Genomic DNA, 22890 nt, shown 5'->3' on the forward strand with positions numbered 1-22890 from the left:
GATATTTACTGCATTCTCGGCATCGTCTTTCATAATATAACAAGTTTTTCAAAAAATTTCAAAAAAACTTTGAAAATGTGTTGACATCTAAATCACTAGATGATAATATCTTACTTGCGTTGCGGGACAGGCAATGATCGAAACGCTTCCAAACGGGGTGTGGCTTAGCTTGGTAGAGCGCCTGGTTTGGGACCAGGAGGTCGCAGGTTCGAATCCTGTCACCCCGATTTTAAAAATCCAATATTTGTATATGCGGGTGTAGTTCAATGGTAGAACACCAGCCTTCCAAGCTGGATACGTGGGTTCGATTCCCATCACCCGCTTAAATAATAACCTAGATTTTGTCCTAGGTTATTTTCATGAATAGGTCGCAGGTATGAATCCTGTTACCCTGATTTAAAAATCTAATATTTGTATTTGCGGGTGTAGTTCAATGGTAGAACACCAGCCTTCCAAGCTGGATACGTGGGTTCGATTCCCATCACCCGCTTTTTTGTTTGCCCAGAATCCATGCGGATTTGAGGGCATTTTTTTGCGTTGACCATAGTGCATAGTAGCTGAACCTTGCTTATAATCTTCCATTATCGCAGTTGTATAATCTCACATCAATTGGAATCATTTTGTTTTATAGGTTAAAAAACATCAAAAAAGAGTTCTATTCACCGCTCAAATTATCAGATGTGTATAAAAATAATCCCATGGGTTGCGCCCATGGGATTATTATACTTACTAATCATTATCATTCCTCGCTTGGATTCTGGTGGAGGTTCACCAATCAAGACCAATATAATTATATAGTTCGCCCTAATGCAAATACTAGACAAGCTCTATATTTGCAAGTTTTTCCACTTCTTTAAGTGTCAAGCCTGCGCATTCAGCTATTTCCTCAAGTGACATTTTTCCATTAGCAATCAGCTTTTTTGCTATGCTCTCTGCTTTATCTTTTTCAACGCTCAAATCATGTCTTCTTGAAATTTCTTCTTCGTCAAATAATGCTGTCATGATATCCATAACCTCCACCTCTCTTTCTCTCAGGTACTCCGTAAGGACATTCTCATCCTTGCAGATTCGGATGGTTTCTTCTATAGCCTTCTTTGTTCTGCCGTATTTTTTGATTTGATCATTAGCAACTTTTGTGAACCTGACATATTGATTTATAATGTCTCCGGGCTGCCCGTCATAGATTACTTTTACTTTCGCATCTATCGTAATATCCTGGTCAGGAAAAAACTCGTCCTTAAAGGAGATAAATTCTTGGCGATTTTTTCTTTCACCTATATACAGGACATACAGCTCAGGTCTTGGAAGTTTAGCCTTCTTACTATGATACAGGTCAATACCGTTTGTTGTGCAATACTCGTTGTAGGTCTGCATCAAATACATAAGTTCGCGAATCACGATATTTACCGACCATGTGGATTGCTGCTCCAGGAGCAACAGCACTGTATCCCCAATTCTGAAGGCTAAATCATTATAAGGAGCATCCGTTAGGATATTCTTTATAGTCACATCTGTTATATCATTTTCTTCGGTTATTTTATCCTCGGGATGAAGAGCTCTATACAATTTTATAAGGTATTTGGGAATACCAAACAGGTCTGTAAATACACTGTCCTTGATGGTACGTTTCATAACTGGCTCAGTTGCTGACACAATATCTTTATTTTCCACGCTTTTACCTCTATACTTATTTCTAATATAATTTTACCATATTGAAATCCTTTATGAACTGATAATATGCTCCAGATATAAAAAATCATTGACTTGCTTGATATCAGATTGTTTATTCAAAAAAGGATGGAGCCAATCTGACCACATCCTTCATAAACCTAAATTATCATAGAATTTCCTTATTTACAGAAAAATTTTCAAAGCCTTGTTCCAGCAATCTTTGATGTTTTTTGTATCATCCTCAAACAATCCATATTTCTTAATTATATAATACTCCGAATCATGTGATACTCTCCGGAGGTACTTATATCACATCATAAGTCGAAAAAGCCTGTATTTATAGTACACTCAAGGCTTTTGTGGCTTCACATGTTTGCTTAAAAGAGTCGTTCAGTAAAAAAAAAGGGGCTGTCGCACTAATTTAGTGTGACAGCCCCTTTTTTTTAAGCGAGCGGAGCCCTCGAACCCATGGTTCGAGTCTCCGTTCCACTTCGGTCGTTGCTAAACGGATGTCCCCCGGACATCCAGCAAGGGTCGGCGCTGAACGCTCGGTCTTCGTTTCACTCCGGTCGTTGCTAAACACTCGTCCCCCGGACGAGTAGCAACCCCGGACGAGCAGCGCCCCATCACCCGCTTTTCCCGTTAATTTTCTTTCAGGAGTTCAAGATTTCTGTTTATAAGTTCATCTCTCTGTTTTACGCACAACACCGATCTTCCGGGATCCTGCGGTGTTTCGAAGCAGAAATCAAGGAGTTTGTCGATGGTGGTTGTAGCTACATGCATTCTGGTGTCTGATGATGCATAGTAGATGAACACTTCGTTTTTATCATTCACGATAGCCCCGTTGGTGAATACTACATTGGAGACATCCCCTACTCTCTCCTCACCTCTTGGTCCTATCAAAAGTCCTGAGGGCTCGGCAATCACCTTTGAAGGGTCATTTAAGTCTGTCACAAAACAATACAGAACATATCTAAGACCCGCGGCTGTATTTCTAACCCCATGTGCAATATGAATCCATCCTCTGTCTGTCTTTATAGGCACAGCGCCGGCTCCGTTCTTAGCCTCAGTAATGGTGTGGTATTTGCGAAGGCTAGTCATCTTTTCCTCATCGATAACCGCCTTTGTTATATCTTCACACAGACCAAAGCCAATTCCGCTGCCACTTCCTGTTTCGATAAAATCATCCATCGGTCTTGTGTAGAAGGCATACTTTCCATCAACAAATTCCGGATGAAGCACCACATTCCTCTGCTGAGGACTGCGAAGTGTAACAAGGTTAGGGAGTCTTTCCCAGTTTTTCAAATCCTTTGTTCTTACTATACCGGCTGCTGCCACAGCTGCAGACAGATCATTTACAGAGATATCCTTACTCTCAGAGCAGAAAACGCCATAGATATAGCCATCTTCATGCTGAGTAAGTCTCATGTCATATACATTCGTTTCTTCTTTGCAAGTGTCCTCCAAAAGAACAGGATGATCCCAGAATCTGAAATTATCTATTCCATTGTCACTCTCAGCAACCCCAAAGAAGGACTTCCTATCATTCCCCTCGATCCGGGCAACAAGATAATATTTTCCGTTTAAATAAATTGCTCCCGAATTCATGACCGCATTCACACCAAGTCTCTCCATAAAATAAGGATTGGTGTCCTTGTTAAGATCATATCTCCAGGTAAGCGGAATATGCTCTCTTGTGAGAACAGGGTATTTATATCTATCGTACAGTCCGTTATAAAAGGGTGCCGGTTCATTCTTTCTATTAATGAGTTTTTCCTGTTTTTCAAGCTCCTCATAATACTTTTCGTGAATCATTTATTGTTCCTCTCCTTTTCGCAATCTTTTCGTTATCTCAAAGCACATCCTTCCGTTGTGATAGGGACACTTCCAGGGCTCTACAATAGGCCTTTGTCCGGGATTTGCATATTCATCAACCTGCCAGAACCACTCGGAGCCCGGTCTTTTGTCGATCATATGATTTTTCGTATATTCCCAGATGCTTTTCGCAGCCTGAAGATATTTAGTCTCTCCGCTTCTTTGATATCCGTTCACGAATCCCACCATTGCTTCTGACTGTACCCACCAGATTCTTGTTTTATCAACTTTTCCTTCTTCACACTCGTTGACAAAGGAGCCGTCAATAAAGGCTTTGTTGTAGGTATTCTCCACCATTTCAAGATTCATACTTCTTATTTCATCTGCATCATTTTTATCAAGATGCTTTCCATCCAGGGTATCAAGAGCCAAATCAATAAGCCAGGAAGCCTCTATATCATGTCCATAGCTGTGAAGATCAAGAAGGCTATTATAGTTCATGTCAAAAAAGACTTCCTGCCTGCGCTTTTCCTTGTTGTAAATCCTGTCCTTCACAATAAGTAAAAGCTCAGCAAGCCTATCTCCCACAGCTCCTTTTTGTCCGGAGTCCTCTGTCACTTCATACAAAAGCGTGTAGGCTTCAAGCACATGAAGAGCTGTATTCATTGTTCTGTCAGCCATAACTCCGTTCTCTGAAAGCTTGTCATTTGGAAGGAGGTTAAAATCTTCATCAAAAGCTTCCAGATATCCGTCATTATCCCTGCACTTTTCCTCAATCACTGTAAAGAGTTCATGAGCCATCCGAAGAGCCTCACGCTCCCCGGATGCTCTGTAAAACTCAGAGAGGGCATATATAGCAAAGGCCTGATTGTATGTGTGCCTTGTACCATCAAGCACTTTTCCATCATAGGTAACAGACCAGCATATTCCGTTTGTTCCGTCGCCGATCATTTTTTCTTTCATAAATCTGTAGGCATGCTCCGCCTCTTCAAGAAGAGACTTGTCTCTTAACTCATTAAACGCCCTTGAAAAGAACCAGAGTATACGGCTGTTAAGTATGGCACCCTTTTTAGCCTTTTTATCAAGCTTAAGGTCATAGTCCAAATATCCGTAATAACCGCCATATTCATTGTCTTTAAGCCCTTTCCAGAAGGGAATGATGTGTTCATTTAATTCCTTTTGTATTTCATCTATCATTTGGTATCCTCAAAAATATTACTAACGAATTCCTGTTGGCAAAAAGCAGATAGTTTGCAAGGACTTATCACCTGTTATCCCTACTCTATCTGAAATAATGCCGGCATCATCATAAGCTGCTATTTTCATATAAAAATGTCACCGAATCCACCGTCTCGTTGCTACCCGGTGCAAGGAAAAGTCTGAAGTTGTAGTACATTTTCTTATCACTTACATTTAAAACATCTTTGATTTCTTCATAGTTCGTTCCATCCTCTGATGCGCATAGCCTGATTTTATCGGGATTCCCGTGTAATTCCACATTTACGCTTTTGATAGGAATACGTGAGCTATATTCGATAAAGCCTTCCTCAGAGTCAGAACAATTGAATATTTTTCCATCCTCGCACTTGATGCAAAGGCTGTGAAAACTACTGTAGGTGCGACGGATTTCGGTAGGATTTGGATCATCGATAGATACGGAAATAAGATCAAGTGGATCCACCAGCTTATGGCAGACCTTTTTCACAGTGACTATGTTTGACCACAGGCCTTTTCCGCTTTCATTGCAGGCTCTTAGCCTATAGGAATAGGTTCGTCCGTCTATCGCGGTCTCATCATTAAAGCCCGCTATGCAGTCTCTGTCATCCTCCCAGTTTCTTCCGCTGTCATATATTTTTTCATTTTCCGAAGCTATTGTCACCCAGCTGCTCTCATCTGTGTTCTCATCTGCTACGCCTTCCATTCTTTGGATTTCGTAGTAGGCTCCGCCCACAACACCACGCCATTTAATGTCTGAAACACTTGAGCCTTTAAAGCTCTCTTCGTATAGCAAAGGTGCCTCATCCGTCTCAGGCGCAGGAATAGGAATATTTTTCGCCTCATCATAATTTGATGCATTATTATTCACTATCTGTGCATAGGCATAAATACTTCGCAAAATCTCACGCTCACCGTAATAGCTTCCTGCGGGGAATCCAGGCCAGTGATAGGATGCCCAGTATCCATCCTCATCATGAAAATAGAAACCATATCCATCCTTGTGAGCTCTGAGACTCCACATCATTGTGCCGTTTGCATTATGCTTTACAGCCTCCTCAAACACACGGTTGCAGGGCTCAGCTGATACATAGGTTCCAAACTCCCCTAGAATGTAAGGCTTTTGCGCCTCGCAGTGGACTATATCAGTCTCTTCCGCACATCTTTTGGCAAAATCACCTTCATAATAATGAGCTCCCAGAATATCTGAGGGGTTATCACTTTTTCTGCTGCTCGTTGTTGTTGACATTCTTCCGTCCAGCACCAGATGGTTTTCATCCAGACTCTTAACAAATCCTGCAATATCTCTGGTCCACTCAGTTAGCTCTGCATCATGATCCTCCTGCGCCTTGGGATTGCCCCCAAGTTCATTTCCCGTCTCCCAGCAAAGGATTGCTTTATCATCCTTGTATTTCACCCCGGTGACAGTGTTCTTTCTATCAAGAAGGTGTTCTATCATCTGCTTGAAATAATGCCTTGGTTTTTCTTCCGAATAGAATTTCCATGCCCAATCGTAGAAGGTTCCTCTCCTTGGGGTATCGCCCTCTGAAAGTCCTGCGAGCCACACATAGCTCTCCATTCCTCCTACCCAGTGCCAGTGATCCACGAAAGGAATGATCACTCTGATTCCATGCTTATTGCAGATCGCCAGAAGATTATCCAGAGCATTTAAGGCGTCTTCGTTAAAAATCAGGTTGTCATCAGCATCAACTCCCGTGACATATGCCCATTTTTCATTCTGACTGTTATAAACAGGCATAACATAGGTTCTTGTCACTTTACCGCCCATTGCCTTGATGGTCTTTATGGCATTTTCCTGTTCCCAGGGATTGTCGCTTGTTGCCTGGGGATAATTGAGGGATATGAATCTCAGTTCCTTATCGCCATCCATGAGCCTTGTTCCCTCACAGGTTATAAAATTCTTAAAACTACTCACTTAAAACTACTCCTCATTTATAAACAATTTTTACTTAACAGCTCCATCCGTAACACCGCTAATGATGTATTTTTGCAGGAAAATATAAATAACGATGGTGGGCACGGCTACAAGAATTATTGCTGCCGACATCAGCGGCCATTCAGCCAGCTTGTCTCCTGAAAAGGAATACAGTCCTGTCGCCGCAGTTTTGATCTTGGGCATGTACATGTAGGGGGTAAAAAAGTCGTTATAAATACCCAGAAGCTTTAATATTACAGTTGTTGCAATAGCAGGCTTTAGCTGTGGCAGAATTATCTTGTAATAAATCTGAAGTCTTGTGGCTCCGTCGATTCTCGCACTTTCATCCAGCGCCTTTGGAACCTGATTTATAAACTGCATGAAAATATAAATTTGCATGATATCGGTTCCGATGTAGAGAATGATTCCCGCTAAGATTGAGTTATAAAGTCCCAGAGTTTTTATAATCTGGAAAGTCGCTATTGTTACAGTCATTCCGGGGATAAATGTTGGAATCAGAAATGCCATATAGACCAGCATTTTGCATTTGAAATTGAATCTTGAAAGGGTGTATGCGACCATGGTTCCAAAAAGTATCGCAAGAGGTACACTTATAAGTACCAGAATTGCAGTGTTCATGAAGCCTGTCACAAATTTTCCTTCATTAAAAGCTCTTATGTAATTTGCGAAATTCACTATATTTTCAGGAATGGAGTAAACGCCCTTCATCATGTACTCATCATTGGTCTTAAGTGACACGTTCAGTATTATGAAAAGCGGTGCAAACACGCCTATTACTCCAATGACCAGTAGAAAATATATGCAAAATCTTCCGATTTTATTGTTAATAACAAATGGAGAGGAAGGCATATCCTTCACTTTCTTAATTTTACTCATCTGCTTTTTCCTCTCTTAATAGTACTCTTTGAACCAGCACAAGGAGAATGATCATAACAAGAAGTATGACACCCATTGCTGCTGCTTTTCCGTATTTCCTATAGTTGTAAGCAAGCTCTAAAGATTTGCTGATAAAGGTTGCAGTTCTTCCGTTCGGACCACCCTTTGTGATAAGGAAGGGCTCGAAGTAAACCTGCAGCGCACCATTTAAGCTAAGCAGCAGCGATACCTTCAGCATGCTCTTTATATTAGGGAACGTAATGTATGCTATCGTTCCGAAGAATCCGGCTCCGTCAATTCTGGCTGCTTCGTACACTTCACTTGGAATTGACTGTAGGGCAGCCAGGTAAATTACCATGGTGTACCCTACATATTTCCAAAAACTGATAAAGGACAAAGCAAAATTAGTCATATAGGAGGAACTGATAAAGTGTACCGAGCTGACTCCAAGTGCATTCAGAATGAGGTTAATTGGAGAATTACTGTAGTCATACATGTAGTTGAACATGAAGGCTACTGCTACACCGTTGATGATGTAAGGCATGAACAAGATTGCCCTGAAAGTGGTTTTCATTCTGATATTGCTGTTAAGGAGCACAGCCAGGAAAAGTCCCGCAAACTGCTGCAGGATTGCTGTCAGCACATATGCCATGTTATTGGCAAATGTACTGAACAGTTCCTTCTGACTGAGTATATCCTTATAGTTCCTGACACCTATATAGTTAAGCTTCGGGCTCATACCGTTCCAGTCCGTAAAGCTCAGCTGTATGAGCTTTGCCAGTGGATAGTATGAAAACAGCCCCAAAAGGATCATCGGTATAAATAAAAATCCAATGATTAAAATTCTATCTTTTGCTTTTGAACTCATTCTTAATTTCCTTCTACCCAGTTCGGGCGCTCTGCTGCCCATTTTGCATTCCATTCATCCACAAGCTCTTTAGCTTTAGCATCATCCTGCTCCATTACATATGTAAGGAAGAACTGCTGGCCATCAAGCTCGATTGCATTTCTGATATTACTGAACTCTGCAGTACCAACGATTGGTGAAAGAGGCTCAACGCCATAGCTAAGAAGTTCAGCTACGAAAGGATCATCAACCTGAAGGTTCTGGTTGGAAGGTATATCTGCATCTGAAATAGGATTCTCAAGCATGTAGCTCAAAAATGCCTTTGCAAGTTCAGGACTTTCAGTGTCCTTGGAAACGCCCCACTGTTTTCCTGAACCTGCTTTAATATTTTTTGCACCCGGGAAGGGGAACATACCTATATCATCAGGGTTTGCACCAAGCTCAACAAACTGAGTGGGAAGCCAGGTCTCTGAATAGTGCATTGCAACTTTACCCTGTGCAAGGTCAAGCTTAAACTGATCCCAGTTTGCTGACATAATGTCATCTTCAAGCTCGCCCTTTTTATTAAGTTCTCTAACGATATTCATTGAGTTAAGCATTACGTCATCATAGATTTCGTCCTGCTGTGCGTATTTGTTTTCTCCGCGCTCATCTCCTGCTGTCAAGTTAACTTCGCCCCATCCGCACCATGCGAAGATCGGCCATACATCCTTGAAAGCTGTTCCTACAGGTGTAATTCCTGCCTCTTTGAGCTTGTCGCAGTCAGCATAGAATTCATCAACTGTCTTGGGTACTTCTTCGATTCCTGCTGTCTTGAATGCCTGCTTGTTGTAGATCATTCCGCAGTAGGAAACAGTAAGCGGAAGGACGTAAAGATTGCCGTCTGAGCCACGTCCATTCTCATAGAAAAGAATGTCATCTGCTGTATATTTAAGGTCATCTATAGGAAGGAAATAATCTGCATAGGAATCCTGGTTAATAGGATCTACTACATAGAACAGATCAGGTGCTTCGCCACCTGCGATTCTGGTAGCTACTACGTCGTCGTATTCCTTAATTGTTTCAAATTCTACAGTTGTTCCGGGATTTTCTTCCATAAACTTTGCTGCATAAGCATTGAGGTCATCCTCAAGGTCTGTTCTGTTACTTGCTACAACAATCTTACCTGAAAGATTTGCAGTTTTCCCGGTTTCAGCGTTTTCTTCGCTCCCTGTAGTTTCAGCGCCTTCTTCACTCTCCGTTGGTTCAGCGCCTTCAGCATTATCGCTACCCGCCTCAGCTTTAATGCTTTCTGTATCCTGTGATCCGCATGCTGCAAGTGATGATGCGGTCATAATCATAGTCAGTCCAAGTGCTAATTTTCTCTTCATAATTGTCCTCCAATACTTTTAATATGAGTTTTTAGCTAATATAAGTTGCAACTTGTATGATTATATTACTTTAATTTACCTTATTTTTAAATTACATATTTTTGTTTTTATATACATATTTTTAGATTAATTTACCTAAAAACAGTCATATATTCCACTTAAACAAAAAAATCCTGCATCCATTACTGAATGCAGGAAATCACTTGTTCACGGTATTGTCCGGGGGACATTTTAAACTTTTTCCTGAAGGCTCTGCCGAAGCTTACCACATCTTCATATCCTACCAGGATGCCTATTTCATAGATCTTGGTTCTGGGATCACACAAAAGCTCAATCGCGTGATTCATTCGAACATCAAGAAGATAGTCGGTAAATTTTTTCCCGGTTTTTAACTTAAAGAAATTGCTGAAATACGATGTATTTAAATCCACAGCTTCCGCCACCTCTTTGAGGGGCAGCTGCCTTGCATAATTATCATTTATGTATTCCTTGGCCATACCTATTCTGCTGAGAGGTTTTCGCCCGGAAATACCGGTTCCATCCACATATAACATATCCATATTAAAACTCCTAAAACACAGCAGAAATACCGTTTTCAATAGCAGACTCAACTAAGCTCGTGAAATGCCCCGTTAAGCGCTCTGCTCAAAACAATAATTAAGTCATGCGAACAGGCCGAAGATATATATCACAAAAGGTATCGTAATAATCGAAAGCAATGTGGATATCACGACCGTCTCAGCGGCATAACTTTTATCTGCATTATAAAGATGTGCATATACCGCAACATTTGAACCTACCGGGCATGCAGTTGCAATAAAGATTGCCATTTTCATAGCTTCGCTTGCAAAGCGCTCCGGAATCAATATCAGAATCAACATAATCACAAGAGGAATGATAACAAGCCTTGTTGCCGAAACAATATACAGTACCGGCTTTTTAAGCATCTTCAAAAGATCCGTCTGAGCCAGGTAAATTCCCGTTGTAAACATCGCAAGAGGTGTATTCAGTTCAGCGATGTGATTGATACTTTTCAAAACAAATGACGGAAGCGTAATTCCTGACAAATAGAAAAACAATCCTATTATTATAGCTATAAAAAACGGCGCCGTCACAATCTGCTTGAGGGTAATCTTCTCAATCTTATTGCCACCCTTTAAAAGGGAAACTCCATAAGTCCACTGAAACATATTTAAAAATCCAATGAACGGAGCTACAAAAAATACCGCATCTGCACCAAGAGAAGCTGTGATGATCGGAACTCCAAAAAATCCCGGATTACTATAAGCTCCCGCAAAAACAGCTACTTTATCCTTTCTGAAAATCAACCTTGATACGATAGTTGAAATGCAAAGTGCCAAAAAGGACAGGGCAGCCGCCACGATCAGTAGCGTAAGCTCACCCTCTGTTCTTTCCCTGAAAAAGCTCCTCATAATAACGCAGGGGAGGGATAAGTAAATAAGTATGTTACCTATTGTTTTACTGCCTTCGTCGGTGATTTTTCCTGCCTTGTATAAGCAGTAGCCGCATAAAGCCAGCAAAAACATTGTGCAGATCTGAAAGAATATTGTTTGTACCATCTAAAATCTCCATTTCTAGTAATTTATTTAGTCCGTAGGCAGATTTCAGTGCAGCTCTTTCAGCATCGGGAGCATGTTTTCCAGGATAACCTTGTAGCCGTTGGCAAAAAAGTGCATTCCATCTATTGCGAACTCTTCCTTCAGATACCCTTTATCATCCATGAGGCCATCGTTAACATAAACCCAGGGTAAGCCTCTTTTTTCGGCAAACTCTTTTACGTCCTCATTAGCCTCCTTTATCCTCTCATTTGATCTGTAAGACAAAACCTCTTTCATGTAAGGAAGCTTTTCACCAAATTCAGGATTAGTCGGATAATAACTAAGTAAAGTAACCTTGGTATCAGGAAGTCTGTCCTTAATTATATCAAGTATTTTTCCATAATTGGCAAGCAGTTCCTCTTTATTATATGTAGGACCGCTTATGTCGTTTGTTCCGATGTTTATGAAAATATACTTAGGCTCCAGTTCCAGTATGCATGCATCAATATTGTCAAGAAGCTCTGTAGTAACATAGCCGCCGATTCCTCTGTTATAGATTTCAAGCGGTATGTCTATCTGTCTTTGCATCTCATCTATAGGGAACTGTTCCATGAGGCTTGAGCCCACAAAAAGAATCTGTCCTTTCTTTGCAAACTTGTTTAATCTTCTGTACCTTTCAACCTTCAGAGCTTTTTCCTTAAGCCCCTGCTCTTCCATAAATTTTCTGATCTCGTCTTCCATTTTTCCTCCTTCTTCGACCTAAGGGGTATCGCTTACGGTAATCCTACATAAGAATGCCCCATTTATGGCAGGAGCCCTTATGTCATCTATTCCTTAGGTCAGTCCAATGTTTTCATATTTGATTTGACACTATCTTAGCGCTCTTACGCTGCTTTTCTCAACCAGGTGTCCGGTTATTATATGTGTCTTTGAAGAAAAATCTTCGTTCCTCATAAGTTTATTAAGTACTTCAACGGTCTTCTTAACCATGACAGGCATGTCTACCTCATAGGTTGTGATCTCAACATCACAGGTTCCAGGGAAAATGAAGTTATCATATCCAACCACGGAAAAGTCCTTGGGAACTTTGTAGCCATCCTTTTCAAGCTTCTTTATAAGCACCCCTGCGGTCAGGTCGCAGTTACAAACAAAAGCTGTAGGAAGTTCATCCGGGAGCTGCAGGATTTCTGGAGAAAAGATTATTCCTGTCTTCTCATCTCTGTCCTCAATGACCCATTTATCATTTACCGGCACTCCATGCTCCATCATTGACTTCAAATAGCCAAGGTATCTGTCCGTGATGGAGGAGGTCTTAAGAACCGATCCCACAAAAGCTATATCCGTGTGCCCTTTATCAAACAGATAATTCGTAAGGTAATATCCACCATAGAAACTATCCGATACTATGGAGTTAATCTCCTCACTATTATCATTAAAGTCAAGATACTGGATAGGGACTGACAACTTGGATCTCAAAAATGTACAATATTCCTTAGAGAACTCTCCAAGAAGAACTACCGCGCTGACATTCCCCTCATTTACAAGATTCGGAAGAATTAAATCCTTCTCAAAATCATATCTCACAAGTTCAAGCAGATTAAAATAGCCTGCTGCCGAAAGCTCTACAGACAACATCTGATACATCTGCAGATAAAAAGAGTTGTACTTGCTAAAATGCTTCTCATGGATCAGTATTCCAATACTCTGCCCTTTATTTAAATTAACCTTTTCAACTGCAGAGGGAAGTCTGTATCCCAGCTCATCCGCAAGTGCTATGATTTTCTCCCTGAGTTCCTCTCCAACTCCCTTTTGTCCGGAAAGTGCCTTGGAAACCGTAACAACGCTCACCCCAAGCCTGTCTGCAATATCCGCCAACTTCACTGTCTTTGCCATTTTTATCTCCGATCAATTAATTTAATTATTTGATAAATTAAATTTAGCTAATCAAAGTATAATAAATTAAGCTAAATAAATCAATAGACATATTTTGATGATTTAGTGCATTAATGCAATATTGCCTGATAGTTGCTGCTCGCACCTTACGGTGAGCAGAGCTGTGTGAACAGTATCTTCTGATAAACTATAGGCAATATGTGCTGTAGAATTTAGACTTTCTGATATGCGCAGCTCTTTTTAGTTAATATGGGCTGCGAAATAAAGACTTTCAGATATGCGCAGCTCTTTTTCTGTAATATGGGCTGCAAAATAAAGACTTTCCGATATTCGCAGCTCTTTTTAGATAATTTGGGCTGCGAAATAAAGACTTTCAGATATGCGCAGCTCTTTTTCTGTAATATAGGCTGCGAAATACACAATTCAATTATTTGGGAATATGAGTAACAATTCGATTTTTGCCGTTGTTTTTTCCGTAATACAGGTTCTGATCTGCTTCGTTGATAACCTGCTCATACTTATGCGGATCATCACATGATGCCAACCCTATAGTTGCTGTAAAAGTGACCGTTTTGTCTTCAAACTTCACCTCACAGACACGTATTTTCTCTAGCATATGCTCAAGGCGCCCTTCTGCTTCCTTCTCATCAATTCCGGGCATGAACAGAATAAATTCCTCTCCGCCCCATCTGACAGCTATATCATTCTCATCAAGGGATTCAGTAAAAATCTCCGAAAGTGCCTTTAGCACCTCATCTCCGCATTCATGACCATAGGTATCATTTATTCTCTTAAAGTTATCCAGATCCACCATGGCAAGTGAAAACAATCTGGTGGACTTTCTTATGGTTTCAATAGCTGTGTAAAAAAACCTTCTGTTATACAGTCCTGTCAGCTGATCATGATTGATATTGTATTCAAGCAGGGCCTTATTTTTTTCCTGCTCAGCCATATACAAAAATGACACATAAACCATGGTACTGACTGTTACAACAAGATTAGAAGCCACAATAAACGCCTGAAACTCACTAAGGTCGTTAGCAATACTTTTAATCGGAATAAAGCCTGTGATATTTACACCATAAATAACGAATGTGCCGATGATGGCAAGAAGTTGCAGTAAAGCTCTCTTAGCTTTGGTAGTAGATACAAGATGAAATATAACTGCAACCATACCGAGAGGATAAAATATGAACCCGTAAGTACCTACGGTCAGCATCTCACATGTAACAGAGAAAAAGATGATCTCGATAAATGCAATCATAATATTCCTGTCACTACCTGCTTTGTCAGTAATAAGAAGAATCACATACATCAAGCTACTGATTGCATTCGTGATTGCCAGGTAAGGAGCGTCATAATAGGCATAAAAAAGGAGTGATGTCACATGGACATAAAGGCATGTAACCAGGAATACCTTATTTTTCTTATTTACCAGAAACTCCAATAATTTACCCATTTTATAACTCCCAAGGATCAAGGAAATTGTGACAAAAATAATATCTCCAGTAAATATATTGTATGGTTCTAACATTTTTTCTTCAAGCTCAATTCAATTGAATAGCATATATTTAAGAACTTTTTAATATATATTTAATATTATAAGGATTTCGCTTGCGAAATCCTCGTGCCAAGCGCAATTGCTTCAGCAACTATATTCCTCCCGTGCCAGGTGCGATTGCTTCAGCAACTATATTCCTCCCGCGCCAGGTGCGATTGCTTCAGCAACTATATTCCTCTCGCGCCAGGTGCGATTGCTTCAGCAACTATATTCCTTTCGAGCGAGTGCACATCCTCGCGAAGAGTTTTTAATCTCATAGCTCCTATAAAATTAAAAACTCTGAAATATAGAAAACCTATATTTCAGAGTCTTATAAGTTCAGAAACACAACTGACAATTACTATTTGTTTTAACAAAATAGCAATACCACAAAAATAACTTTTAATTATTTAACCTTAGACTTCTTGTGGGCCTGCTTCTTGATTTTCTTGATAAGTTTGGTCTTGTAACTGCCCTTAGCGCCCTTTACCTTGATCGTAGCTTTCTTTTTAGTCTTGAATGCACCCTTGCCAATTGTAACTTTACCCTTCTTGTCGGTCTGAATAGAAATTTTTGTGAAAGCAGAATCTTTAAATGCATCTTTGCCAATCTTCTTAATATCCTTACCAATGTTGAGAGTCTTACCTGCTGCGCCTTTAAGAGCTTCGGGAGCGATACCTGTCACTTTGTAAGTATTACCACTGCGATCTTGAACCACTTCAGGAATTGTAAATGTACCGGTCACTGCCCTGTCAGCATCTGTACCTTTGAATTCAACCTCTCCGGCACCAGCTGTCGCATTTGTTACTACAAATCCGGTTGTTGTGCCGTTAGCATCTTTAAGTTCGTTACCTACAGGTGCAGGTGTTCCAGATGTAGAGCCGTCAGACTTAGCTGCTTCTTCAGCTGCTTTCCTTTCTTCCTCGTCTTTCTTTTTCTTTTCTTCCTCAGCCTTCTTTCTCTTTTCTTCCTCTGCCTTCTTTTTCTTTTCTTCCTCTGCCTTCTTAGCAGTTTCTTCAGCTGCTTTCAAAGCCTCCTTTGCTGTACTGAGTTCATTATCACTTGCCCCTGCCTTTTCAGCTGCTGTGATAGCATCCTTAGCTGCCTTAATCTTATCAACAGTAGGATCTTTCTTCGCTTCTTCTGCTGCTGTATTTGCACTTGTAATTGCTGCCTTTTTAATAGCTTCTTTGTCTTCTTCCCACGTATAGAACCAGCGGGTTGTCAGTCCACCATTATGCTTTCCATTACTCATAGTACCTGTAGTAATCTCAAGCTCTATGCACAATCTTTCGCCCTCATTTTCTCCTTCAGGGAACTTGTAATAGACAACATCACTATCTGAATACTGCCTATTTGTTGTGGGGCCTGTCCAAACAGAAACACTGCTACCCTCTGTTTTTTCGGTGGATTTTTTTGTAAACTTTCGTCCATATCCCATTGTCCCATCACTGTCTATGTAGCGAGTATATAAATATACATTATTAGAACACAACAGATTATCCATTCCGCCCTGAACAGCTGCACTTACATTAAGAGAAACTATTTGACCTCCATTTATGGTAGCCGGTGGAATATCAGACTTTGTAGTATATATACCAGTAAAGGTACCGTCAATGTTGGAAAATGTGCGCGTAATATTGTAAATTATCTGCCCATCTTTTTCTTCATGTTTAAAATTCCAGACATCACCTAAATATTCTGAGTTACCGTACTCAGTTTTAGAGGATTTAAGAACCCATTTGTACTGTGTAGCAGCATTAACTTTCACAGGTGTTTGAATAAACATACCGGATACAAGCGATAATACAAGAGTTAAATTAACCAGCCCGGATATTATTTTCTTTGATATCATAATATACCTCCTCTATGCTTTGATTTGATATATATCATCTAAATTAAGTATATTTGTAATACAAAGGAAAATGAATAATTGCAAAGATTAAATATTTCTAAACTACATGATTAAGCATTTAAAATATGTCTGTAAAAGAATGACCTTTTTACAAGCGAGTCATTTAGGTTTGTAAGGAAAATTAATCCTAAAAGGGTCTGGCAATCGCCTTTTCAAAAAGAAAAAACTCTGAAACATAGATAAAATCTATATTTCAGAGCCATATTTATAATGAGACACGTGGGAATCGAACCCAGTTAATCTTTTTTAAGAAATCCAGTAAGGAAGGAGGTTCCCGCACATCGATCGTGTCTCTGGTAATTAATTTGGTAATCAATAAAACTATTTTGTAATCAATCCAAAATGTCTCTCTAATGCCAAAAGATAGTCATTACTTATAGCTTCTTCAGGACACGCGAGCAATGTCGTTTCTCCTGTAATCCTACTGGTTCCAATATGACTATCCATCGTTTTTATCACATCCATTCCAAGTAGGATATTACCTGTTGTATAAGGTGTTACTCTAACCGGAATATCAGTAAATTTCAATCCACCTACTTCTATCTTATCAGCAATAACACTAATAGCCATTCCTTTGTAAGATTTTATAAAACTATCCGTTTCGCTCCTCAGTTGATTATTGGAAATAGTGTTAATGCTTTCTACGCCATTTATAACTGATAAACTCTCTCTATGATACTTAACAGCATCATCAACCAGTTGTTGTATTTCCGCATCAGCCCAACATAGAGTCCTCAACGGAATCAAAACACCATGTGCACCGGTGTCTACTTTTATTCCAGACTGTCTAATCCCCGGGAAATATATAGATTCTCCATGAATACCATATATATCAGACTTGAAATCACATCTAAATTCCAAACTTTTTGTAAGCTTTAACTCTAAAAAATCAGTCATAAATTGCAGCATCCTCATCTTCATAGAATTTGGGCTGATATATCACAGTAGTCTTCCCGAATCGATTTCGTATCTTCTCAATCTCTGTATCATCTTTTGTATTCTCATCACAAAAATATACTATATCAAAACCATCCTCCCTTACAGTCTCCGGATTTATGAATACCCACACTCCATATAAGTCCGACAGCTGTTCTGGCTCAACATGCATTCCAACTCTAAGATCTTCCATTGTTAGTTTAGCTTTAACCATAGCATTACCTCTCTTTCAAAACTTCTCAAGAAAGCATTCTCTTGGCACTTTTAATGTTACACTCTTAACGTGAAAAAGCAATTAATTTTGTCAAAAATATTTCGTTGAAAAATTATGATAAATATGGTAACACACATACCCTACTGACAGAATCATATCAAGATTATAAATCTTAGGTTTTCTTCCGCCGGTACTTTTATCGGAAAAACCGATAGAAGTCCCATCGAGTTCTCCGGTATCAATGATATTATTTATATGCTCACTTAGAGTAGATCGCTTAACACCAAACAGTTCTCCCATGATCTTCGGTAACAGCCCTCAAACTATCAATCAGAACTACTTCACTACTTCAAATATGAGGACTGCTCGTGAGACACTAAACAAGAGAAAACCCGGGCAGAAAAATGGTAATCATAACAAGCGTTTGGTAATCAATATTTTTGATAATAAAAAAATCTGAGACGCAGATATTATCTACATCTCAGACCTATTAAACCAATGAGACACGTGGGAATCGAACCCACGACAACTTGATTAAAAGTCAAGTGCTCTACCAACTGAGCTAGTATCTCATATATATAAACTGCAAAGCAGTGATATATCAAAACTGGGCTAGCGGGATTCGAACCCACGAATGCAGCAGTCAAAGTGCTGTGCCTTACCGCTTGGCGATAGCCCATCATACACAGCAGATGTGCTTACTTAATGATAACTCAGAACTAACTAAATGTCTAAGTTAACGCCCTTAAAAAATCAGGGTGGATAGTGGGACTCGAACCCACGGTCTCCAGAACCACAATCTGGCGCGCTAACCAACTGCGCCATACCCACCATACACTCAGATCAACAAATATCTTATTCATCTGAAAATGTGCCCGAAGGGATTCGAACCCCCGACCCACGGCTTAGAAGGCCGTTGCTCTATCCAGCTGAGCTACGGACACATATCGTCGCTCTCTATCGCAGCGACATTTATAGATTATAAAGTAGGGTTACTATGTTGTCAATAGAATTTATAACTTTTTTTTATTTTTTTCAAAAAAATTATAGATTTTGTATTTCTGATAAAAAACGGAATCTGTCAAAGCAGGTCCAGATACTTTATTTCATAGGATAATTCGCCCTCATCATCCACAGTAAGGATCAGATAGGAAGGTTTTCTTCCCTCCTGTCTGGGGTAAGAAAGACTCCCCGGATTAAATACATACATTCCGTCAATCTCAGCAGCAACAGGTTTGTGTGTATGACCATAAATTACAACGTCTGCGCCTCTGCTAAAAGCCTCTCTTCTGATCTCATCGCTCCCCATGTTCACCAGATATCTGTGCCCGTGTGTCACAAAAAAGGTATGGGGCCAGACTTCAAAAATCTGTTCATCCGGCAGTCCACAGAAGAAGTCATTATTCCCCCTGACAATGCGCATAGGAGCCCCTGCAAGCTGTTGCATTTGGGTCTCGCTGCCTTCTGTATCTCCACAATGGATTATGAGGCTTAAAGGGCTTTCTTTCTCAATTACCTTATAAAAATTTTCATCTTTTCTATGAGTGTCGCTAACTACTAATATCTTAAGCATCTAATAATCCCCTAAGCTTCTCTTCCATCATTCTGAGTGCTTTTCCTCTATGGCTTATGGCATTCTTTTCCTCAGGGGATATCTCAGCCGAAGTCTTGCCATATTCAGGCAAAAAGAATATCGGATCATATCCAAAACCGTTTTCTCCGGCTATTTCATGACCAATTATTCCTTCCATTGTCGCTCTTACAACCGATTCTCTTCCATCAGCTAAAACTGCACTAATTGCACATACGAATCTTGCGGTACGCTTTTCATCAGGCACTCCGTCAAGCTTCTCAAGTATCTGCTTATTTTTCTCAGAATAGGGCGTATCATGTCCTAAAAATCTCGCTGAATATATCCCCGGTGCCTTATCAAGATAATCAATCTCGAGTCCGGAATCATCTGCCATTATACAAAAATCCGTCATTCCCCTATCCTTACAGTAAGCAGCTACGGCTCTTGCCTTTATCATGGAGTTTTCCTCAAAGGTGCTTCCATCCTCAACTATATCAAGATCAATCCCCTCATCCTTCATTGAATTGATTTCAGATGTAAGATTTCCCAGTATTTCTCTGATTTCCTTCATTTTATTGTTATTTCCGGTTGCAAAAATTATCTTCATTCGTATCATATCTCCATTTATGATTATTATTTACCATCGCTTTCAGGTTCGTCTGCTATAGGGCTATTAATGCTAAATGATGTCCTTATTCCTTCAGCAAGGCCTTCTGCGCATTTTTCTATATAGCTATCTTTTCCAAGCCTTTCAAGGTCCACTCTGTTATTGATATTACCTATTGTCGCAAAAGCTGACGGTACCACTGAATATGAAAGCTTCTGATTACTCTCATCTGCTGCTGCAAGTCCAAGTGCATTACACTCTGCAGCCTTTGCCAGATTCATTTCCAGTTTATCAGCAAGCTGGACATTCCCGAAGCCCCTGATAAAAAATCTGTCATTATAGTACGTTCTGATTCCCGAATCGCTCTCCCTGGTGTCATCAACTCCAAGCTGTATGTAAAAATCCGCCTGGGAATCTTTTATAAGTCCCATAACTTCTTCATCTCCGGCAAGGTGGTCGTCAAGAGTTGTGAAATAAAGGATGATATCATCATTTCCCAAAGCTGTTTTTATATAAGGTATCATCTGAACACCGATCTCATCCATCGGATCAATGACAACCACATTTTCACTTTCATAATCAGGTTTATTGAAGCTGACATTTATTTCTCCGTCGCCAAGAGAAGTCTCGTTTTGATATAAGCCATCGAGCTCAAAAGTAAGACACACCATTCCCTTATCATTTAGAGGGGCATATGTGCCGGATTCAATGCATTCCAAATCCGAAATCACGCTGTTATTACTGTAAAAATCAGGTGTTTTTCCATTTATATAAAGTACAAACTGGTGTCTTGCATGTTTTTCCACAAACTGGATATTATCTGAAGTAACTCCGCTTTCAAGAGGGATTACAAGTACGCCTTCTTCGCTGTCTTTATCAGGTTTATCAAATCTCAGATCATATTGCCTGATATCACCGACGTTTGTCTTATAGGCATCTCCCGCTTCTGCAATCATTACACTTTTTGTGGCAGCCCTATAAAACATAATGCTCAGGGATAAAGCAACGAATATCCCTGTAAATATGGCTGTTTTCTTTAGTTTATCCTCAATCATTATCCAAAATCCTTCTGGGCGGTTTAGGTCCCATGTACTGATAAAAATATGTCTTAATCATTCCGTTATAAATTTTGCGGTTTTTATCAGCCTTTTTACCGATGTCCCTCTCAGCCTTGTCGTAGGCTGTAATGAGATACATGGACCAGGAATCCAGGTTTTTGAATCTCTCACCCAGGGTCTTATATAATGCAGGAAGTTCCTTCTGTTCGCCGATTCGCTCTCCATAAGGAGGATTTGTAACTATAAATCCATACTTTTTCCTATGACTAAGCTCAGCAACCGGTCTTGCCTGAAAATGAATCATTTTCTCAACTCCGGCTTTTTTTGCATTAATTCTGGCTATCTCTATGACCTCAGGATCTATGTCATAGCCCTGAATGTCAGTTTCTACTCCATAGTCTATTTCATCCATGCATTCTTCCCTGACATCCTTCCAATTCTGAGGTGTGATGATATGAGTCCACTTTTCAGCAGTAAAATGTCTGTTCATTCCGGGTGCAACATTAGCCGCAATCATGGCTGCCTCGATAGGAAATGTTCCACTTCCGCAAAAAGGATCCACAAGGATTCTGTCAGGTCTCCAGGGTGTAAGCATCAAAAGTGCAGCAGCAAGATTTTCAGCTATAGGTGCCTTAGCCTCTAATTTCCTGTAACCTCTCTTGTGAAGTGAATCACCTGTAGTATCTAGGGCTACGGTAACTTCATCCTTCATCAGAAAGACTCTGACAGGAAAGCTCTCGCCATCCTCTTCAAAGCGTCGAATTCCATAGATATCGCTAAGTCTGTCCACCATGGCTTTTTTCATAATAGACTGTATATCTGATGGGCTAAACAGCTTACTTTTGACACTGCTGGCCTTTTTTACCCAGAATTTCCCGTTCTTGGGAATATACTGCTCCCACGGAAGAGACTTGGTGCCCTGATATAATTCTTCAAAAGTTATGGCCTTGAAAGAACCTATCTTGATAAGGACTCTTTCTGCCGATCTAAGACCAATATTAGCCCGCACAACGGCATCTGCATCTCCGGCAAATGTCACTCTGCCGTCTGCTACCTCCCTTATCTCATATCCGAGGTTTATTATTTCTTTTTTTAATACTGCTTCAAGCCCAAAATGGCATGGAGCAATCAAATCAAATCTTTGCATACTTATTCCTTTTCTCAGTTTACAATCCGTTATATTCTATCACAGTTTGAAAAAAATAAAAAAAGTTAATTTTGGGTATAAAGTTTTAAAAAGACTTGTCGATATACTTATTGCAGAACAAAAAGGACAATCTCCTTTTCTTAATGACCGGTATGGCGTCCCCACCCATGCCGGTCTCCTCCCATTAATAGGGTAAAATAATGATTTTTATGCGTTGCATTTAGTCTGGCAAATTACCTCTTTTGAGAAGTGCAGCTTGATGTTGTTGCAGGTGGAAATGGTCCCACAGGAAAAGCGAAAAAAGACACATCAAAACCCATGAAGAAAATTATCGCATTTTAAAGACAAAGAAACAGGCGCCTTATAGCGCCTATTAAAATATTCGAACATAGTGTTGCGGTTACTTTGAAAAATAACTTTAAAAAAAAAGAAAAAAATCTATTGACATTTATATGTTGTATGCTATAATTGTTTTTGCTGCACGAAATGTTCGTGAGTTTGTGTGTGTAGCTCAGCTGGATAGAGCGTCTGGCTACGGACCAGAAGGTCGAGGGTTCGAATCCTTTCACACACGTTAAAGAAAAAAGAAGACATGACATAAAGTCATGTCTTCTTTTTTGTTCTACGCCTATCGGCTTCGAACGGGTTCGATCTCCGCTTCGCTCCGGTCGGCGCAAAGCCGAAGTCCCCTGGACTT

19 protein-coding genes and 8 tRNA genes are annotated in these 22890 nt (G+C 40.0%); 4 read left to right on the top strand and 23 right to left on the bottom strand.

Annotation, left to right across the window (positions count from 1 at the left end):
- Positions 1-153 precede the first annotated feature (153 nt).
- From G622_RS0113935 to G622_RS0113945, 3 genes are all read left to right on the top strand, one after another.
- A tRNA-Pro gene (locus G622_RS0113935) sits at positions 154-227 on the top strand.
- Between the two features lie 25 nt (positions 228-252).
- A tRNA-Gly gene (locus G622_RS0113940) sits at positions 253-323 on the top strand.
- Between the two features lie 96 nt (positions 324-419).
- Positions 420-490, top strand: a tRNA-Gly gene (locus G622_RS0113945).
- 326 nt (positions 491-816) lie between these two features.
- On the opposite strand, the gene G622_RS0113950 is transcribed toward G622_RS0113945, so the two are convergent.
- The 23 genes from G622_RS0113950 to G622_RS0114065 form a co-directional block, all read right to left on the bottom strand.
- Positions 817-1671 carry a hypothetical protein gene (locus G622_RS0113950; RefSeq protein ID WP_044957721.1) on the bottom strand — a complete coding sequence of 285 codons (855 nt, stop codon included), beginning with the start codon at positions 1669-1671 and terminating at the stop codon, positions 817-819.
- Positions 1672-2313: 642 nt separating this feature from the next.
- Positions 2314-3486 carry a glycoside hydrolase family 130 protein gene (locus G622_RS0113955; RefSeq protein WP_026511215.1) on the bottom strand — a complete coding sequence of 391 codons (1173 nt, stop codon included), beginning with the start codon at positions 3484-3486 and terminating at the stop codon, positions 2314-2316.
- Positions 3487-4683, bottom strand: coding sequence for an AGE family epimerase/isomerase (locus G622_RS0113960; RefSeq protein WP_026511216.1), 1197 nt, complete (start codon positions 4681-4683; stop codon positions 3487-3489). It abuts the gene before it with no gap.
- 109 nt (positions 4684-4792) lie between these two features.
- A complete protein-coding gene (locus G622_RS0113965) occupies positions 4793-6637 on the bottom strand; it encodes a cellulase family glycosylhydrolase (protein ID WP_026511217.1) in 1845 nt (614 codons plus the stop codon).
- Between the two features lie 30 nt (positions 6638-6667).
- Complete coding sequence (locus tag G622_RS0113970) at positions 6668-7534, bottom strand: carbohydrate ABC transporter permease (RefSeq protein WP_155831497.1); 867 nt, start codon at positions 7532-7534, stop codon at positions 6668-6670.
- Positions 7527-8402, bottom strand: a complete 876-nt coding sequence (locus G622_RS0113975) for a carbohydrate ABC transporter permease (RefSeq protein WP_026511219.1) — start codon at positions 8400-8402, stop codon at positions 7527-7529. The genes G622_RS0113970 and G622_RS0113975 overlap by 8 nt, the downstream gene beginning before the upstream one ends.
- 2 nt (positions 8403-8404) lie before the next feature.
- Positions 8405-9751: an ABC transporter substrate-binding protein gene (locus tag G622_RS23035; RefSeq protein WP_049945873.1), complete on the bottom strand. Its 1347-nt coding sequence runs from the start codon at positions 9749-9751 to the stop codon at positions 8405-8407.
- A 182-nt stretch (positions 9752-9933) separates the two neighbouring features.
- Positions 9934-10311, bottom strand: coding sequence for a helix-turn-helix domain-containing protein (locus G622_RS0113985; protein ID WP_026511220.1), 378 nt, complete (start codon positions 10309-10311; stop codon positions 9934-9936).
- Between the two features lie 102 nt (positions 10312-10413).
- Positions 10414-11331 (bottom strand): AEC family transporter, encoded by a 918-nt coding sequence (locus tag G622_RS0113990; protein WP_026511221.1) that lies wholly within the window; start codon positions 11329-11331, stop codon positions 10414-10416.
- A 45-nt stretch (positions 11332-11376) separates the two neighbouring features.
- Entirely contained in the window at positions 11377-12051 is a 675-nt protein-coding gene (locus tag G622_RS0113995) for an SGNH/GDSL hydrolase family protein (RefSeq protein ID WP_026511222.1), read from the bottom strand.
- A 129-nt stretch (positions 12052-12180) separates the two neighbouring features.
- Positions 12181-13203 (bottom strand): LacI family DNA-binding transcriptional regulator, encoded by a 1023-nt coding sequence (locus tag G622_RS0114000; protein WP_026511223.1) that lies wholly within the window; start codon positions 13201-13203, stop codon positions 12181-12183.
- A 427-nt stretch (positions 13204-13630) separates the two neighbouring features.
- Positions 13631-14662, bottom strand: a complete 1032-nt coding sequence (locus G622_RS0114005) for a GGDEF domain-containing protein (protein ID WP_026511224.1) — start codon at positions 14660-14662, stop codon at positions 13631-13633.
- A 487-nt stretch (positions 14663-15149) separates the two neighbouring features.
- Complete coding sequence (locus tag G622_RS0114010; RefSeq protein ID WP_026511225.1) at positions 15150-16598, bottom strand: hypothetical protein; 1449 nt, start codon at positions 16596-16598, stop codon at positions 15150-15152.
- Positions 16599-16979: 381 nt separating this feature from the next.
- Positions 16980-17555, bottom strand: a complete 576-nt coding sequence (locus tag G622_RS0114015) for a hypothetical protein (protein WP_026511226.1) — start codon at positions 17553-17555, stop codon at positions 16980-16982.
- Positions 17548-17808 carry a hypothetical protein gene (locus G622_RS0114020; RefSeq protein ID WP_026511227.1) on the bottom strand — a complete coding sequence of 87 codons (261 nt, stop codon included), beginning with the start codon at positions 17806-17808 and terminating at the stop codon, positions 17548-17550. Before G622_RS0114020 ends, G622_RS0114015 begins: the two co-directional genes overlap by 8 nt.
- A 499-nt stretch (positions 17809-18307) precedes the next feature.
- Positions 18308-18380 (bottom strand) — tRNA-Lys (locus tag G622_RS0114030).
- Positions 18381-18415: 35 nt separating this feature from the next.
- A tRNA-Gln gene (locus G622_RS0114035) sits at positions 18416-18487 on the bottom strand.
- 78 nt (positions 18488-18565) lie between these two features.
- Positions 18566-18639: transfer RNA gene (locus G622_RS0114040), tRNA-His, on the bottom strand.
- A gap of 39 nt (positions 18640-18678) precedes the next feature.
- Positions 18679-18752 (bottom strand) — tRNA-Arg (locus tag G622_RS0114045).
- Positions 18753-18889: 137 nt separating this feature from the next.
- Positions 18890-19381 carry a metallophosphoesterase gene (locus tag G622_RS0114050; protein ID WP_026511228.1) on the bottom strand — a complete coding sequence of 164 codons (492 nt, stop codon included), beginning with the start codon at positions 19379-19381 and terminating at the stop codon, positions 18890-18892.
- On the bottom strand, positions 19374-19988 hold the full coding sequence (gene rdgB / locus G622_RS0114055; protein ID WP_081675328.1) for an RdgB/HAM1 family non-canonical purine NTP pyrophosphatase: 615 nt from the start codon (positions 19986-19988) through the stop codon (positions 19374-19376). Before rdgB ends, G622_RS0114050 begins: the two co-directional genes overlap by 8 nt.
- 26 nt (positions 19989-20014) lie before the next feature.
- Positions 20015-21043: an N-acetylmuramoyl-L-alanine amidase gene (locus G622_RS0114060; protein ID WP_026511230.1), complete on the bottom strand. Its 1029-nt coding sequence runs from the start codon at positions 21041-21043 to the stop codon at positions 20015-20017.
- On the bottom strand, positions 21036-22193 hold the full coding sequence (locus G622_RS0114065) for a THUMP domain-containing class I SAM-dependent RNA methyltransferase (RefSeq protein ID WP_026511231.1): 1158 nt from the start codon (positions 22191-22193) through the stop codon (positions 21036-21038). Before G622_RS0114065 ends, G622_RS0114060 begins: the two co-directional genes overlap by 8 nt.
- 500 nt (positions 22194-22693) lie before the next feature.
- Between G622_RS0114065 and G622_RS0114075 the strand changes: the two genes are divergently transcribed.
- Positions 22694-22767: transfer RNA gene (locus G622_RS0114075), tRNA-Arg, on the top strand.
- Positions 22768-22890 lie beyond the last annotated feature (123 nt).

This window comes from Butyrivibrio sp. LC3010, from assembly GCF_000424385.1.
GTDB lineage: Bacteria > Bacillota > Clostridia > Lachnospirales > Lachnospiraceae > Butyrivibrio.